Annotated in this window: 13 protein-coding genes; 3 read left to right on the top strand and 10 right to left on the bottom strand. The window is 44.3% G+C overall.

Features of this window, described 5'->3' with window-relative positions:
- Nucleotides 1-186 precede the first annotated feature (186 nt).
- Together BUR09_RS01150 and BUR09_RS01155 are read right to left on the bottom strand one after the other, a co-directional pair.
- Nucleotides 187-1140, bottom strand: coding sequence for a glycosyltransferase (locus tag BUR09_RS01150; RefSeq protein ID WP_074215138.1), 954 nt, complete (start codon nucleotides 1138-1140; stop codon nucleotides 187-189).
- A 17-nt stretch (nucleotides 1141-1157) separates the two neighbouring features.
- A complete protein-coding gene (locus BUR09_RS01155) occupies nucleotides 1158-1721 on the bottom strand; it encodes an HD domain-containing protein (protein WP_074215139.1) in 564 nt (187 codons plus the stop codon).
- A gap of 214 nt (nucleotides 1722-1935) precedes the next feature.
- On the opposite strand from BUR09_RS01155, the gene BUR09_RS01160 reads away from it, so the two are divergent.
- Both BUR09_RS01160 and metG read left to right on the top strand, forming a co-directional pair.
- A complete protein-coding gene (locus BUR09_RS01160) occupies nucleotides 1936-3015 on the top strand; it encodes a PSP1 domain-containing protein (RefSeq protein WP_074215140.1) in 1080 nt (359 codons plus the stop codon).
- 178 nt (nucleotides 3016-3193) lie between these two features.
- Nucleotides 3194-5140, top strand: a complete 1947-nt coding sequence (metG, locus tag BUR09_RS01165; protein ID WP_074215141.1) for a methionine--tRNA ligase — start codon at nucleotides 3194-3196, stop codon at nucleotides 5138-5140.
- Nucleotides 5141-5371: 231 nt separating this feature from the next.
- Here the strand turns inward: metG and proC are convergent, their stop codons facing one another.
- The 7 genes from proC to BUR09_RS01200 form a co-directional block, all read right to left on the bottom strand.
- A complete protein-coding gene (gene proC / locus BUR09_RS01170; protein WP_074215142.1) occupies nucleotides 5372-6145 on the bottom strand; it encodes a pyrroline-5-carboxylate reductase in 774 nt (257 codons plus the stop codon).
- 1 nt (nucleotide 6146) lies between these two features.
- Entirely contained in the window at nucleotides 6147-6566 is a 420-nt protein-coding gene (gene ndk, locus BUR09_RS01175; protein ID WP_074215759.1) for a nucleoside-diphosphate kinase, read from the bottom strand.
- A gap of 88 nt (nucleotides 6567-6654) precedes the next feature.
- Nucleotides 6655-7851 (bottom strand): divergent polysaccharide deacetylase family protein, encoded by a 1197-nt coding sequence (locus tag BUR09_RS01180; RefSeq protein WP_074215143.1) that lies wholly within the window; start codon nucleotides 7849-7851, stop codon nucleotides 6655-6657.
- A 113-nt stretch (nucleotides 7852-7964) separates the two neighbouring features.
- A complete protein-coding gene (locus BUR09_RS01185; protein ID WP_074215144.1) occupies nucleotides 7965-9254 on the bottom strand; it encodes a S41 family peptidase in 1290 nt (429 codons plus the stop codon).
- Between the two features lie 297 nt (nucleotides 9255-9551).
- Nucleotides 9552-10676 (bottom strand): murein hydrolase activator EnvC family protein, encoded by a 1125-nt coding sequence (locus tag BUR09_RS01190; RefSeq protein ID WP_074215145.1) that lies wholly within the window; start codon nucleotides 10674-10676, stop codon nucleotides 9552-9554.
- Between the two features lie 419 nt (nucleotides 10677-11095).
- Nucleotides 11096-11746 carry an endonuclease III domain-containing protein gene (locus BUR09_RS01195; RefSeq protein ID WP_074215760.1) on the bottom strand — a complete coding sequence of 217 codons (651 nt, stop codon included), beginning with the start codon at nucleotides 11744-11746 and terminating at the stop codon, nucleotides 11096-11098.
- Nucleotides 11747-12481: 735 nt separating this feature from the next.
- Entirely contained in the window at nucleotides 12482-13333 is an 852-nt protein-coding gene (locus BUR09_RS01200) for an AraC family transcriptional regulator (RefSeq protein ID WP_074215146.1), read from the bottom strand.
- Nucleotides 13334-13591: 258 nt separating this feature from the next.
- Here BUR09_RS01200 and BUR09_RS01205 point away from each other — a divergent pair, with 258 nt between their 5' ends.
- Nucleotides 13592-14191 (top strand): LysE family transporter, encoded by a 600-nt coding sequence (locus BUR09_RS01205; RefSeq protein WP_084539278.1) that lies wholly within the window; start codon nucleotides 13592-13594, stop codon nucleotides 14189-14191.
- A 198-nt stretch (nucleotides 14192-14389) separates the two neighbouring features.
- On the opposite strand, the gene hrpB is transcribed toward BUR09_RS01205, so the two are convergent.
- The gene (gene hrpB, locus BUR09_RS01210; RefSeq protein WP_074215147.1) at nucleotides 14390-16915 is read right to left on the bottom strand and encodes an ATP-dependent helicase HrpB; all 2526 of its coding nucleotides are present in this window, start codon (nucleotides 16913-16915) and stop codon (nucleotides 14390-14392) included.
- Between the last annotated feature and the right edge of the window lie 136 nt (nucleotides 16916-17051).

Here is a 17051-nt window from a genome sequence, read left to right on the forward strand (position 1 = left end):
TTGAAAGAATACAACATCTAGTCATACTCAGATTTATGGGCAGTATGGTGAATGGGTTTGCACCTAGCTGGAATGTTGTGGCGGTGTCGCATTGATTAAAGAGCAGGTAGGGCGATACGTTGATAATAAAAAAGGGATGCACACGAAATGTGCATCCCTTTTTTTGTGTATCTGATCGGAGCAGAGTTATTCTGCTGGGAACTGAGTTCCGAGCTGAGTTGCAAGTATTGCTTTTGCAGATTCGCATACAACGCTGCAAGCGTAGCCGCGTTTATCTTTGGAGCCGACGCCCGGAATGAGGTACGCTGCGTAGCGGATGGAGAACACGATCATGTCCATGCCACCGAAGAAGAGTGCGGTGAGTGGGCAGTAGTGTTTCCAGAAGTACATCTGTTCGCTACGGGTGCGTGCTTTAACTACTTTAGAACCGTTAAGTGCGTAGTCTGTACATTCGTCCTGCAGTGAGAATTTGTCGAGAACACGTGCAGTAGCTTGTGGTACCAAGTAGATTTTGTATGAAGGGTTTAAGGACTTAACAATACGACGACAGAAATCAGCATCTGCAAGACCAGCGTAAAAACGTTCATCAAGCTGGCCGAGTTTTGCGATAACGTCTCTGCGAACAGCCGTAAAGGTGAAAGGAACAAAGTTCACCGGCATTGGCTGATCTGCATTACGGGTTTTAGAGCATGTGCAACCGAACATGCGCTTAAAGTTAGCAACAAGACCTGGAAGACGATCTGCAGTCTTAAGGCCGAGATTATCTGAACCAATAATTTTACCACCTGCTACAGCGCAGGAAGCGTTAGTGGCAAACTGATCCATCAGGCGGCGTACAGAACCGGCAAGAACTTCAACACGAGGATCTACAAATACAATAAGGTCGCCGGTTGCGCGTTTGATACCCTGGTTAGCCGCAGCGGCATAGCCTTTGTCGTCAGAGTTTTGGATAAGCTCAATCTCTGGAAGAGCGGTTTTTGCAATAGTTCCGCAATCGTCAGAAGAAGCGTTGTCTACAACGATAACTTCTGCTTCAAATTTAGATGCGGTTTGGTTTTCGATAGTCTGTTTGATTGAATCGAGACAACGCCCGATGAATTTGCTTGTGTTATTTGTTACAATAACAAAAGAAAGTTTCATGATTATGAATCCTTATGCTATGTACGTTTAACTAACCCTACGGAGTCAGCTATGGGAGTTATGGATTCAATGGCCAGTTGGAAAAACTGTCCTAAATCCAAGTCCAGTTTCTCGCACTCTCGAATTCGGTCACGACTTACAGACGCAGCAAATGCTTTGTCTTTCATTTTCTTTTTTAAGCTTTTAGGTGTCATGCCTTCCATGCCGTTAGGTCGAACAAGCGCATTCGTGGCAATAAGGCCGGTAACAGTTTCTGCACAACGGAGTGCAATATCGAGTTTTGTGGTGGGGTCGTGATTCGTGTATTCCGAATTGTGAGCGAGTATAGCATTCAGTGCTATTTCTGGAAGCTTTCCTTTGAGTAGTTCAACAGATTGTTTTCCATGTTCTTCAGGAGCTTCCTTTGTTGTCGGAAAATCAAGATCGTGCAACAAACCGGTTATGGACCAGAGCGTTTCGTCTTCACCAAAGTGCTTTGCAAGACCAGTCATAACTGCTTCAGTTTGCATGGCATGGTGGATGAGATGTGGCTCAGGTTTTTGTGAATCCAGCAGTTGAAAAGCGCTTTCACGATCAATCATTTTTATTCTCCTGAAATACATTTACAAAATCATGCGAATGATTTTTTCATAAACATGAATGCGCCAGAACACAACCATATATTCGATTTGTTGACACGAGCGTCAATAAAGCCGAAAAGAAAATGTTCTTTCAATAAATAAATGCTGATCATCTATTGAGTCAGCATATAACATATACGTGCTGCCACGGCAGCATCTTGAAGAGTGGATCGCCATGTCATTAATAGCTGGTGTTAAGTTCCGTGAATATGGGAACATATATTACTTTGAAACAAAAGAGCTGGATGTCTCCATGGGGGACTGGGTCGTTGTCGATCAAGGGCAGGGACTGGGTGAAGTCGTTGTTCTGCGTGACGATGTGCCAGCAGATGCAGAAAGTGAAGAGCTGAAACAAGTCAACAGACTTGCTGAAAATGAAGATTTAGTGCGTCATCAGGAAAATGAGGGGCTTTCTCGTGAAGCGTTTCAGTACTGTCTCGATTGCGTGCGTCAGCGTAAGCTTGATATGAAGCTTGTGGATGTTGAAGTATTTTTTGATCGCAGTAAGATCATTTTCTACTTCACTGCTCCTAACCGCATAGATTTCAGGGAACTTGTAAAGGACCTTGTTAAAAATTATCGCACCCGTATCGAATTGCGTCAGATTGGTGTACGTCATGAAACCCAGATGGTCGGTGCTGTAGGTAACTGCGGTATGGTTTGCTGTTGTCGTAGATTTTTACGCAAATTTGCTCCTGTAACCATCAAAATGGCAAAAGAGCAGAACCTGTTCCTTAATCCTGCTAAAATTTCTGGCATCTGCGGAAGATTGCTTTGTTGTCTTTCCTATGAGCAGGAAAACTACGAAGAATTCCATCGTGCATGTCCTAAGCTTGGTAAAAAGTACTTTACCGAGGATGGCTCCGTGAAGGTGCTTCGCGCGAACATGTTCCGCAACAGTGTCTCCTTGCTTAGCGAGTTTAACGAGGAGATGGAAGTTACTCTGGAAGAGTGGGCAGAAATGAAAGCAACACGTCCGGATCAGGCACTGCAGGATGCCGCTCGTGCTGCTGCTAAGAAAGCTGCTGAAGAGGCTGCCCGCAAGGAGCAGGAAGCCAAAGAAGCAGAGGAAGAAGAAGCACGCCGCGCTGAAGTTGAAAAAGAACTTGAAGAGCGCGCAAAAGCTGAAGGCGTTGATGTGGAAAGCCTGCGTGAGCAGATGATTCGCAAGCCTGGTGTTAAGAGTGCAGAGCCTGTTAAACGCACCAGTCGTGGTAAACGCAAGCGCAAGCGTAAAACTAAGTCTGACGAATAGTCTCTGCGACTAACGAATGAATATATCGTTGAGAAAGACTTCATTACATACCGTGATGAAGTCTTTCTCAACGAAAATTATAGAATGAGTGTTTGCTGTCTACAGCTGTAGACAGCCATACAATACAACAAAGAATCCAGCGTCCGTTTCCAGCGGGCGAAGCCGTCGGGAGATTCTCTTGGAACGCTTTTATATTACGACTCCAATTTACTATGTGAATGCTAAGCCACATCTTGGACACGCCTATACTACAATCATTGCTGATACGATGAAACGTTTCCAGCAGATGATGGGTAAAGAAACATTTTTCCTTACTGGTACAGACGAACACGGCGATAAAATTGTCCAGGCTGCTGAGAAAAACAGCTGTTCCCCTCAGGAGTACGTTGATCAGATCAGCCAGCTTTTTAAAGATCTCTGGCCTGAACTTGGCATTTGCAACGACCATTTTGTTCGCACAACTGATGCTTCTCATAAGAAGGTAGTGCAGGACGTACTCCAGAAAGTATACGATTCCGGTGACATCTACTTTGGTGAATACGGCGGACATTACTGTTACGGCTGTGAGCGTTTCTACACAGAAAAAGAATTGGAAGACGGACTGTGCCCGCAGCATCAGACTAAGCCTGAATACATTGCAGAGAAGAACTACTTCTTTAAGATGTCCAAATATCAGGACTGGCTTAAGCAGCACATTCTGGACAATCCTGACTTCATCCGTCCTGAACGTTACCGTAAGGAAGTACTTTCCCTGCTCGACAGTGGTGAACTGGAAGACTTGTGTATTTCCCGTCCTAAATCCCGTCTTGAATGGGGTGTAGAACTTCCGTTCGATAACAACTTTGTTACCTACGTATGGTTTGATGCGCTTCTTAACTATGTTTCAGCGCTTGATTACCCTGCCGGTGAGAATTTTAAAAAATTCTGGCCGAGCGTGCAGCACATTGTTGCTAAAGATATTCTTAAACCGCACGCAATCTTCTGGCCTACAATGCTTAAAGCAGCAGGTTTTGAGCCTTATAACAACCTCAACGTTCACGGTTACTGGCTTGTGAACGATACCAAGATGTCCAAATCTCTTGGTAACGTTGTTGCTCCGCTCGAGATGGCAAAGAAATACGGTAACGACACCTTCCGTTTCTTCCTGCTTCGCGACATGCACTTTGGTAACGATGCAAGCTTCTCTGAAGAAGCTCTTGCAATGCGCCAGAATGCAGAGCTTGCTAACGACCTTGGCAACCTCTTCAGCCGTGTACTGTCTATGGTGAAAAAATACTTCGGCGGTGTTGTTCCACAGCCTGCTGAGTACACTGAAGCTGATATGGAATTACGTGCACTTGCATCCAACTCTTGTAAAAATTTCCAGCAGCTGTTTGATAACGTACGTTTCTCTTACGGCATCGAATCCCTTTGGGAACTCGTTCGTGCACTGAACAAGTATGTTGATTCCAGCCAGCCTTGGACACTTGCTAAAGAAGGTGACACCGCGCGTCTTGGCACCGTAATGTACACCCTTCTTGAGTGCATGCGTAAAATTGCTCTGCACCTGTGGCCTGTAATGCCTGAATCTGCAGAAAAGCTCATTGCACAGCTGGGTCTGGATTTTGATCCTCTGACTGCAAATCTTCCTGCTGAAGTTGAAGCATGGGGCGTTCTTCCTGTGGGTATTGAAATTGCTCCGGGTTCCAACCTGTTCCCGCGTGTAGATATTGACAAGCTTCGTAAGGAAATTGAAGAAGCTGCTAAAGCAGCAGAGCAGGCAGCGAAAAAAGAAGCTGCACCAGCTCAGGAAATGGCAGCTCCTATCGAGTTTGATGACTTCACCAAAGTTGATCTGCGTGTAGGTAAGGTTCTCGTTGTAGAAGACCATCCTAAAGCAGACCGTCTTTTCCGTTGTGAAGTTGATCTTGGTGAAGAAAAACCGCGTCAGATTCTTGCAGGTCTGAAAGAGCACTTCAAAGCTGAAGACCTCCTGGGGCGTCAGGTTGTTGTAGTAGCGAACTTGAAGCCTCGCAAAATTCGTGGTCTTGAATCGCACGGCATGATGCTGGCTCTTAAAACTGCTGACGGCATGGAAATGCTCACCGCTTCAGGTGAAGTTCCAGCTGGTACTAAGGCATCTTAGTGTCGCATAGCCGATTGTCTTTGGCTTATTAAAAGTTTTTCCCCGCATCAAGAATGGTGCGGGGGATTTTTTTTGCCTTCTGGCATGTGATAGGCAAAGAAAATTGCCGAGTTGTGGGGGAGATGAGTCTAATAGATATGTCAGAGCTGTGACCTGCAGATGCAACTAGTTTTACGCATTGAATAAAAAAAGGGCACACCATGTGGTGCGCCCTTAGTGTTCTGCAGCGAATTATTTACTCATTTCAATGCCACGATCGTGAGCTTTAAAAATAGAGTCGATAATATTTCCGCGGATAGCAGTTCGGTCCATGTGGTTTACAGCAGCAATGGTGACACCACCAGGTGAACACACCATTTCTCGAAGAACAGAAATATGGTGATCAGACTCATCCGCAAGCTTTGTAGTGCCCTTGAAGAGATTGATTGCCATTTCAGTAGCTTCTTTTCTGTGGAAACCGACGCTGACAGCAGCCTCTGCTACAGCTTCAATAAAGTAAAGCACATATGCAGGACCGCAACCGGCGATAGCGGTGAATGCGTTGAATTTAGATTCAGGCAGCACCATAACTTGGCCGAGTTGCTCAAACATGGTGTGAACGGCTGTCTGTTGCTCCTCTGTAAGAGACGGGTCTTCAAAACAGAAAGCAAAAATGCCTTCGCCTACCATTGCAGGTGTATTCGGCATGCAGCGAACTACAGGGCATTTGCCACTGCTGTATTTTGTGAGTGTTTCCATGGAAACACCTGCTGCAATAGAAATGATGACCTTATCCTTTGTGAGTGCGGGCTGGATATCTTTGAGCACGGATTCGACATAGTCGGGCTTAACCGCAAGCAGAATGAAGTCTGCCTGCTTGGCAAGTTCGATATTAGAGTCGCACGCTGTGCACGGGACATTGCCACTCGGGTCGTACCCGATAAGCGTGATGTCCTCTTGGGAGTTAAGACCGCCTAAGATGGCGGAACCCATGTTACCGCAGCCGATACAGCCGAACGTTTTCATGTTAGCCAGTAATCTCCAGATTATTAAAGAAGTAATTAATCTCGTACTGGGCGGTTTCAGGAGCATCGGAGCCATGAACGGAGTTGGCTTCAATGTTTTCTGCAAACTCTTTACGGATAGTACCTTCTGCAGCGTCTGCAGGGTTGGTAGCACCCATAATAGCACGATAGTTTTCAATTGCATTTTCGCCTTCAAGAACAGAGCAGACAACAGGGCCTGATGTCATGAATTCGATAAGGCTCTGGAAGAAAGGACGCTCCTTATGGACGTAGTAGAACCCTTCTGCCTGTTCTTTTGTCATGCGAATTTTTTTCATAGCAACTACATTAAGCCCCGCATCCTGAATGCGTGCAAGGATTTTGCCTTCAAGATTACGTGCAGTTGCATCTGGTTTAATAATGGAAAAAGTTTTCTGAATCATTGCCACTGATCCTCCAAATAGAAAGGTAATTGAAGGATACAACCGTCGAGATCTATGTGGTATCCGACGTCTTGTTGTATCTAGCCCTTTAGAAGTTCAAAAGCTCCGACAACTTAACAACCGCAACCCTTCCGTTGCGCTGTTTTTCCCACTCTTGTAGCGCCAGCAAGGTGGTGGGGTACGGATGCCCGATTGCAATGGCAGTGCCTTTGGCCAGTGCAATCCGTTCAGCTTTTTTGAGCTGGTGCAGGGTGCTTTGAACCTCTTTTACATTATCGATGAAAACATTTCTCCTGAAGGCAATTAGCCCTTGCCTTTTCGCCTCATTGAAAAACACTGATTTTGCATGAGTCATACTATCCAGAACAAAGAACCCACATTCCTTTGCTTCTAGTGTAACCTCTCGTACTGCCTTACGCTCTCGCGTAAACTTGGAACCCATGTGGTTGTTTAGCCCAACAGCCCCGGGAACCAGTTTGTAGTTAGCACGAATGGTAGCTCGAATGTCCTCAGATGTCATATCAACGTATACGGCGCCAGGTCCCGGCTTCGCATCAGCAGACATAGCCTCCATAGGCTGATGAATGATGATTTCGCGGGAGACAGCACTGGCTATTCCTGCAATTTCTTTTGCATATGACGACCGTGGCCATATAGCAAAAGTGACAGGATAGCCTAAGCCTGCAAGCGAATGTGCTGCCGAAATACTTTCACCAAGGTCGTCTATCACAATAGTTAGATGACCGCCAATATCCAATGTGCCAGGATTCTTGTCAGAATCTACTGTTCCACTGGTTTGGTTAAATTTAAGTAGATGTGTTTCAACATCATTTAATGTTACGCGGTAGATAGTTGTAGAAAGTTTAGCCAGAGTCGCTTTGTTCGACCATTGAAGTAGCTCTTTTGCAATTGGTGCAATAAGATCTTCCGGTCGGTACTGTGAGTTGATGCGTAACTGTTGGAAATGGAAAGATTCGTCACCGAACTTTTGTTGTTCAATGGCAATAAGTTCGATGTTGGAGGTGGGGACGTGTGCGTCCTGCAATGCACGTAAGATGGCATAGTCAATACGTTTGACGCCTTCTTCCATTGGTGCATCCAGTCGTTCTTCATACGGCAATGATGCAACATTCACAGGGGCACGCATTTCTGCCACAAGTTCAGAGTGCTTTTTTTCAGGAGCGCTGGAGAGCACATAAATCAGAGCGACCAGCGTAATACAGCAGAGAGCCGCAAGGGCATAGTAAGGCCAGCGTGCAGGCTGGCTCTGTCGCGAATCAGACATCAAAGCTCCTAAACAAAAATTCAAATACCCAAGACTCATACATCAGAGTCGGTTGATTTGAAAGACGCAAAAAAGGGAGAGTACGTTTTGTACTCTCCCTTTTATCGGTCGACTTATTTTAGGGACTTGATTCGCGGAAGCGATTTTACGAGGTTCATTGCGAGGCGGAGTTGGTTGTCTTTAGCAAGGCGTTCCTTAACCGCTTTGTCTCGCTTAAACTTGGATTCCTTTTTGCCTGTACCAGATTTTTCAAGGTGACCTTCCAGATCCTTTTCGCGAGGAGCATGGAGGAATTTGGCAGTAGGGTTTTCTTCTTTTGCAGGCGGTTCGAATGGAACCACTAAGTCTGGCTCGATACCTTTTGCCTGAATAGAAGTGCCGTTAGGGGTGAAGTAGCGGGCAATGGTAAGTTTGATAGCGCTACCGTCGTTCAGTGGAATAATATTCTGAACAGACCCTTTACCAAAGCTTTGCTCACCGATAATCAGTGCGCGTTTATGGTCACGCAGTGCTCCAGCCACAATTTCTGAGGCAGAAGCAGATCCAGCGTTGATAATCACTACCATAGGCGCTGTGATGTCTGACGCTTGCTTTGCAGCATCAAAGTTGCGGGAGTCGCTTCCTCTACCTTTAATGGAAACAACGGTGCCTCCCTGGAGGAACATATCTGCAACCTTAATGGACTGGTCGAGCAGACCGCCAGGGTTGTTTCGTAAGTCGAGAACAATGCCGTTAATTTTATGTTTCTTTTTGTAGGCAGTAAGCTTTTCTTTTAGCTCGTCTGTTGTGTGTTCAGAGAAACGGCTGAGGCGAATCCACACAATACCGTCATCAAGTTCACGCAGTTTTACGCTGATGAGCGGGATTGCGTCGCGGACGATTTCAACTTCACGCGGAGCTTTTGCTTTTTTGGAAAGAATAGTCAGCTTAACCTTGGTGCCTTTTTCGCCTTTAATACGTGAGACAGATTCACGAAGCCCAAGATCCTGAGTGAGTTTTCCATCTACCTCAAGGATCAAGTCACCGGCTTGTAAGCCAGCCTTATCTGCTGGAGTATCTTCAATTGGTGTCACTACTCGGAGTGCACCGGATTCGTCTTGTGTAATTTCCACGCCGATGCCGTAGAATTCGCCACTAGTGGACTCCTGCATGCTTTTGTATTCTTCCTGATCCATAAACGTGGAGTGTGGATCAAGAGACTGAAGCATGCCATCGATGGCACCATTGATAAGATCTGTTCTTGGAACGTCTTGTACGTAGTAGCGTTCAACAAGGTCTAAAATCTGGCTAAATCGCTTGAGAGACTCAAACTTGCTTTGTGCATCTGTTGCCATGCCCGGAATAGAAGATAAAGCAAGCAGGGCAGTAGTCATGATGGCGACTAACCACATAGTTAAGCGCATTATCAAAGATCCTCCAAGTTCAAATTGATAACAAGACAGCACGTTGTTGTATTGCTGCAAAGAAAACAGATTGTTCCATGCTTGTAACTATACGTGTTCTTGGTTTTTGTTTTGTTTCATTTGCATCATCCGCAGCGAAAACGGGAGAACTGCGTCTGAAGGGTGCCAACACGATTTTGTCTCAATTTGAACGCGTGCTGTGTCAGGAACTGTAACGTTTAACTCGCGATCAAAGGGCGTGCTGTCTGTCGTTTTAGGGCAGAGCCTGTCGTCCGGAGGCAAAATATGTATACGAAATTAATTCAGAGCGGAAAGCCACGTCTCTGGATTAATTGCTTTTTGGTGAAAGCGCAATTCGAAATACATTCCTGGTCCGTCTACAGCGGGGTAGAAGCCGGCATTGCCAATCACCTGTTTTTGTTTAACGGTATCACCGACATTCAGTGTGCTGTCGGCAAGAAAAGCATAGAGTGAATAATATTCTTCACCATGCATGACAATCACAACGCGACCAAATCCTCGTAGCACATCGTTATGGACAACTTTTCCACTGGAAACAGCTTGGATTTTGCTATCTTTCTGCAGGGCAAGTCCGATGCCCCGAACCGGTGGTTTTGCTTTGGGTTTAAATCGCTTGGCAATTACGCCATGCGCAGGCCAGGGCAATACTCCTTTGAGCAGTGAAAAGTTTGCACCTGTTTTACTCTTTTCTTCAAGTTTGTAGTTCAGTGTTCCAATAATTGAGAGAATATCCCGCAGGGATGCCTCAGCAGAGGCCCGTTGCTCACTGATTTTTTTTAATTGCTTGCTGTGACGGAGCTTTTGTTGCAACAGTTTGTCTTTTTTTCCGTTTACATTTGCAAGTTGCTCTTTAGCTTTGGTTGAAAGAGCTGTTTGCTTAGTGGCAAGGAGCTTTAACTTTGCTTCTTGTTCCAGCAGGGCTCGCTGTTTTTCTTCTACTGTGGCGTACAATTTTGACGCCCAAGTGTAGCGTCTATCCAGTTCATCCCAGTTTTCCGCTGCGTTACTGGCAAGTACTCGGCTATTAATGTACAACGGCCATAGCTTTTTAACCAATGATATCAATTCCTTTTGTGTCAATTTGTTTTTGGAATTCAGCTCGTTGTATTCAGTTGCAAGTTTTTTGTTCTTGGCTTCAAGCTCAGTATATTTCTTTTCCTGAACCTCAATGGTGCGGGAAAGATTTGTAATGATTGCTTCTTCTTCGGTGAGTGTACGTTGCAGGCGTGTGGCTTTGCGTTTGAGGGTGGTAAGTGTTTTCTTTTTCTTTTCGGCTTGTTGCTTTTCTTGTTTGAGTTTTTTCGCAATGGTCGCTGCGTTTTCAGCATAAGCGCGAGAATATGTTGTGGCGAGTGACAACACAGAGAAGACGAGAAGTATGTATAGGAAGCTTTTTTTCATTTGAAGCCCTTAGCGAGGGAGACTGCTTTCATCTAGCGGGACGTCAATTAATCTGTCAGGACGTTATGCATAGAGATACTATAAAGTCTTTTGTTCATTTAGCAATAAAATAAGCCGCAGGGAGTTATTTAGCCAGCAATTAAAGCAAGATGAGGTTTGAGCTCTGTTAGTTGCTTTAAGGGAATGACGTTTGGTCTGAATATGAAGCAGCGAATAGAAATATAGTCCAGTGCAATAGCCTGTTAGTATTAAGAAAATTTTTATAGAAGTACAGTTTGTTGTAATGTTAAAAAATACTGTATTGGCTATGTGACATAGTGTTTTAGCCACGTTGCTTTGTTTTTGTATCTTGTTTTGTGTTGGAATGCAAAAAAAGTTGAGGTTACATTAGCAATGGTTAGCAAGGTGGTGACACGTTTTTACTCAAGAAAGCTACGTAACGGGCAGGTTTCACATAGGGCTTTACTCTTTGTGCACCATTTCTTAGCAGTACGGACAATATGGGCATGAAATTCATTAAAAAGATGAACATCATGTGGCAACACATCCATGAAGAAGTCCCGCAAGTCTTCATACATTATATCTTCTTCAATTAAACTGTGTCGATTGAATATGCGTCTTGTGTATGCATCAACAACAAAGGATGGGCGTTTAAACGCATAGAGTAGTATAGAGTCAGCCGTTTCTTGTCCAATTCCGTTAACCGTAAGTAATTGTGCACGCAGTTCATCAAGGGACATGTGATCAAGGGCGGAAAACGAACAGGATGCAATATCGTCAAACCAAAGAAGCAGGTTGCGTAGGCGCTTGGCTTTAACATTGTAATATCCTGCTGGACGGATAAGTGCAGCGAGTTCGTCCTGTGGAAGATCCAGCAATGTCTGTGGGGCAAGAAGGTTTCGTTGTTTCAGGTTTTGAATGGCTTTCTCAACGTTTTTCCAGTTTGTATTTTGTGTAAGAACAGCGCCAACCATTATCTCAAACGCACTGTCAGCAGGCCACCAATTACTGCTACCAAGTTCGCCATGCAGAGCAGAAAACATATCTAGAAGTAGTTTTTCACGATTCATAATGTTTTTAACTTTACGCTTACCTGCAGCTGCTGACAAGAATGCGCAGTTGCATTTAGTTGTTTGTACAAGAAATATTGACGGTGCTTGTCTGCAATGCTGCCGTATATTGTTTGAGGTGTTGGCTAGGGATGAGAAGTAAGAACTGAATTTTTGGGACTTTTTTCAATTTTTTGAATATGTGAGCGCTTGAAAAGAAAATTATATTTGGGCTAATATCAAGTTATATTCTATAAAGTTAGTTTTTATGAACATATCTTAGCATGTTATGGTGTAGTAATTTTATGAAAGTATAATGTTGTGAACTATTAATTTATAAAAATAGATTTTTGAGTTGTTCATTTAGCTATTCAACGTACGGTTCGACTATGCAGCTTTTTTAAACAGACATTAAATGTCTGTTTATTAAAAGTGTTACATGTTGACATTGCTATGTTATAAGATTATTTTTTGCAGAAGTTGAATTCTTTTGTTGAGGCATGTCATAACGCCTATTGATGTTTCAATAGATAATTCTTCCCTACACGTTATATGTACGCCATATAGTTTAAGAACGCTCTGTTTATTACAGGGCGTTCTTTTTTTTAATATGCTCATTGAAGGTGTGAGAAGAAAAGAAAAGCGTCAAATCTGTATTGATATAACGGTGTAACAGATTTGACGCTTTGATGTGTTAAATTATGATTAAGATGAGGTAAGGTTAATATGTGATTATTGCGTTTTGTTGTAGTCTGGTTACTTTAGCGCAACACGGATTTCAGTACGTAATTCATCAGGTGGAGTGTCATCGATGTTGTTTAAATACACCTGAATGCTGGGCGTTTCAAGCAACTCTTCACCCGATTGAGGTAGCCATTCACCAAATAAGGCGGCATAGGTTATGTATAGAGTTTCGTAGGAACCTTTATGAATAATTGTTGCATAACGTCCCCCTGCAATTTCTCTTTTTTCAGGCCCGTTAGTAATATCTAAAGATTCCGGTATAACTATACAGGCGTCGTACCGACATTTTTCAGCTGGAGTAGCCTTAGGGTCATCGTAGCAAAGCCCTAAAAGTTGTGATGGGGTATTGAACAGGTTGTGTTTGTCAGCCCATACGCACAATTCTTCATGTGCTTGTCCGCAACCGTTGTAGTCTCCAGTATATCTAACGCTTGCGACATGCATAGTAGGCAAGGTGCGTACTTCTACCGTTAAGTTGTGTTTTTCTAGTAAGCTGTGCTTGGTGTTCATAAGCATTTCTCCTGATAATAATTCATGTTTCGGCGCCCACTTCCTGTAATACTTGGGAGTGTAGCCACACCAACGTTTGAATGCACGGGTAAACGCTTCCTGCGAGTTGTATCCTGCCTGTAGAGCAATATTGATAATTTGCCTGTTGCTGTACAATAGCGCACTGGCGGCTCGTTGTAGTTTTAAGCGACGCTGGTACTCTGCAACTCCTTCACCTATGATGCCTCGAAATACGTGATGAAAGTGATGCGGTGCGTACATGCTTTGCTCTGCAAGCATGGCTAAGGATATTGACTCGTCCAAATGCTGTTCGATGTAATCTAATGCGCGACGGATGCGATCATGTGCGTTCATGTCAGTGTCTCCATGAAAAATATCCTGCCTTAATCCCAAGTCTTTTTCTTGATCGTTTTTGCTAAAATGAGTCGCAATGAGGCTTTTGATGTTGTTACCTATGTATGGATTAAAAAAGAGGACGTTAAAACGTTATTGCACTTAAATTTTTGTTCCATATCAATACCTTATTGACAATATGTTAGGCTATGGAGCACTGTGGCAATCTAGTGTCCGTTAAAACGCATCGTTTGATTGTTAAATATTCAAGAGGGTTTTATGGCTATAGATTTGCCGGCTTTTTTGTCATTTATGGTAATTACGACATTTACCCCAGGGCCTAATAATATTTCTAGTGCATCAATGGGAATGCAGTATGGCTACAAAAAATCTGTGACTTATTTGTTTGGCATCATGTCAGGTTTTTTCCTTATAATGCTGTTATGTGCCTTTTTGACGCGTTCTCTTTTAGTTGTATTGCCCCATGCAGAGCAATACCTGAGGTGGATTGGTTCCGCCTATATTCTGTGGCTGGCCTATTCGATTGCAAAGTCCAATTCGTCGCTTTCTCAAAATGAAGTTCCTCCTCAGGCATTCATTAAGGGCTTTGCTTTACAGCTGGTTAATCCAAAGGTGGCCGTGTATGGTGTGACGATTTTTTCGACGTTCTTAGTCTCTATTGTCGGACGTATGGATTATCTTATATTTTTTGCCATGATCTTGGCCTTGAATTGTTTTGCTGCAATTTCAACGTGGGCATTGTTTGGGGCGACTATTAGGAATAAGTTAAAGCATGATTCTTTCAGGAAGGGCGTTAACTACACATTAGCTGCGCTGCTTGTATACACGGCAATTTCATTGTCAGGTTTCTGGGCATAATAAGGTTTATTAATACAGCAAAGTGGTGGAAGTGGTTGTTTTCTAACTAACTAGTTTTACGATAGATACTTCTGTCTTTTATTCGAATATACTAAATGAGAAAGAGCATGCATCATTCGGTGCATGCTCTTTTAATTTGGGGAACGAGTAATAATCTCAAATGAAAACACTGACTATTCAGTCTCCTGAATAGTTGTCTTACTGGTTCTGTAAGGCTCTTTTGGTCTTGCGAGTAGGCTCTGCTGTGAGCGGATTATCAGGCCACGGATGTTTGGGATATCTGCCGCGCATTTCAGACCGTACAGAAGGGTACCCGTTTTCCCAGAAAGAAATGAGGTCGCGTGTTACCTGTAACGGTCTTCCGGCTGGTGAGAGCAAATGGACAGTTAGCGAAACCTTCCCGTTAGCAATGGACGGTGTTTGTGTTGCACCGAACATTTCTTGAAGTTTCACTGGCAGCACCGGTGATGTAGGGTCACTATAGTCTATGCGGATGTTAGAACCGGATGGCACCGTGAAATGAGACGGAGCCAGTTTTTGTAGTGCTGTTTGTTGTGCCCATTCTAATGAAGAAAGCAGAATTGTTTCGAGATCTAGCTTGCGAAGATCGGCTTTTTTACGCATCCCAGCGAGGTATGGAGCCAACCAAGTTTCAAGGGAGTTGAGCAGTGCTTTGTTTGATACATCAGGCCACTCGTAACAGTCGGCAGTAGAAGTAAGCTGCTGCGAGTGGATATGCATGAACGCAAGACGTTCGCGTAGACGTGTGGCTTCTTTTGTCCAAGGCAGGGCGTCAATGCCAAGCGTGCGGATGCCATCAAGCAGGGCAGAAAGAATTTGTTCTTCTGACGCCTCCGTTGATGACTGCTGCGAGAGAATTAGGTCGCCAAGTTGTTCTGTTTGTAATGTTGAAACAGATGCGTTTCTCTCATCCCATTCAACTCGGCTCCGTTCTTGAATCTCATTGTGGAACAAAGTGTGGATATCATCAAAATCGATTGGGGCGCACTGCCAGATACGGCTGGTCGCGTGTGCATCGTTTAGTTCTGCAACAACAATAAAAGGTGTGCCTGCAAGTGGGCTTTCTTCTGTAAGCTGTGCGCGGCGTCCGTTTGTAAGTTTGTATTCAGTGCGACTGTTGTCGCGCAATTTGCCTATGCGATCTGGGTAGGCGAGTGCGAGACTGGCACCTGTCTTGTCAGAATCAAGCTTTTCTGTTGAGGGAATATTCAATAGCTTGCAAAGGTGTTGTGCTGTCTTGGAAATACCTTGATTAGAATTGGCTTGTTCAATGAGATGCCTCAAATCAGTTCCCTTGGCTCTTTCAGAAAGGACAGCGGCAAGGGTACAGGCAGTGCGTCCGTATCCATTGAGATGTGCTGAGATGATCATATGCGCAAGCCGTGGATGCAACGGAAGAGCAGCAACAGCTTTGCCGTGATCTGTGATTGAAAAATCTGTGTTGAGTGTTCCAAGCTGCTGAAGAAGTGTGAGGGCTTGGCGGTAACTGCTGGTAGGGGGCGTGTCCAGCCACGCAAGTGCATGCACGCCATTTTCACCGCATGCTCCCCATTGGGCAAGTTCAAGTGATAGTGGGGCAAGATCGGCTTCTTTAATCTCAGGTGAGGCAAATGCACGGAATGAATTTTCTTGAACTTCTGACCAGAGACGGTAGCAGATTCCGCTTTCTAAACGTCCGGCTCGTCCTGTGCGCTGCGTAGCGGCTGCAATGGAAACAGTTTCTGTAACGAGTCTGTTCATGCCAGTGGCTGGAGAGAAACGTGAAGATCGTGATAATCCGCTGTCGATAACAATGCGGATACCTTCAATGGTGAGAGAGGTTTCTGCAATGGATGTGGCGAGTACCACTTTCCTGCGCCCTGTCTTGGCTGGAAGAATAGCTTCGTCTTGTTGACGCTGTGGCAGATTGCCGTAAAGCGGGGCAATATCTACATCAGGCGGCAGGGTGGACTGAAGCATATCGGCTACGCGTTTGATTTCCCCTGCACCGGGTAGAAAAACTAGAATACTACCTTCATCGTTTGCAATAGCGTATTGAATGGTCTTCGCTATGTGAGTAAGCAGTGCAGGTATATTTTGATCTATGCGGGATGCAACCATTTGCGGCAATGGTACATGCTTGATTGTTACAGGATAACTTTTTCCTTTACTGCTGATAATCGGACAATCGCCTAGCAGAGTTGCTACTTCCTGTGTGTCGAGTGTTGCGGACATGACAAGAATACGCAGGTCGTCGCGAAGTGCTTCTTGAATTTCTATCGCAAGGGCTAAGCCTAAATCAGCATGGATACTTCGTTCGTGGAATTCATCAAAAATGATACAAGAATATGCGGAAAGTTCTGGGTCATTTTGAATAATCCGTGTGAGAACGCCTTCTGTGACGACTTCAATTTTTGTTTCAGAAGATATTTTTGTATCGTTTTTAATACGATATCCAATAGTTTTGCCTACTTGCTCTCCAAGTGTGTTTGCAAGACGTGCGGCTGCAGTTCGTGCTGCAAGGCGTCTTGGTTCGAGCATGATGATTTTTTTTTCGTCTAGATGAAATTTTTTTAACAACGCAAGTGGAACTCGTGTTGTTTTACCTGCACCGGGAGGTGCGTGGAGTACGCAATTCGGGGACTTAGCAAGAGTCGAAACAATCTCGGACAAGCTTGAATCGATAGGAAGAGGCGAAAGATTGTCAAAAAAGTTTGTTTGCATAAACAGTGTGTTAGTGTGGTTTATGTGAATAAAGTAACAATAAGCTTATACCCAAGAAAGCCTCGCAACGTAAGAGAATATGCGAGAGAAGAAAATGAAAAACTCAATTTGAAAAATCCATTTTGCAGGCTTGCGT

It is taken from the genome of Halodesulfovibrio marinisediminis DSM 17456 (assembly GCF_900129975.1).
Lineage (GTDB): Bacteria > Desulfobacterota > Desulfovibrionia > Desulfovibrionales > Desulfovibrionaceae > Halodesulfovibrio > Halodesulfovibrio marinisediminis.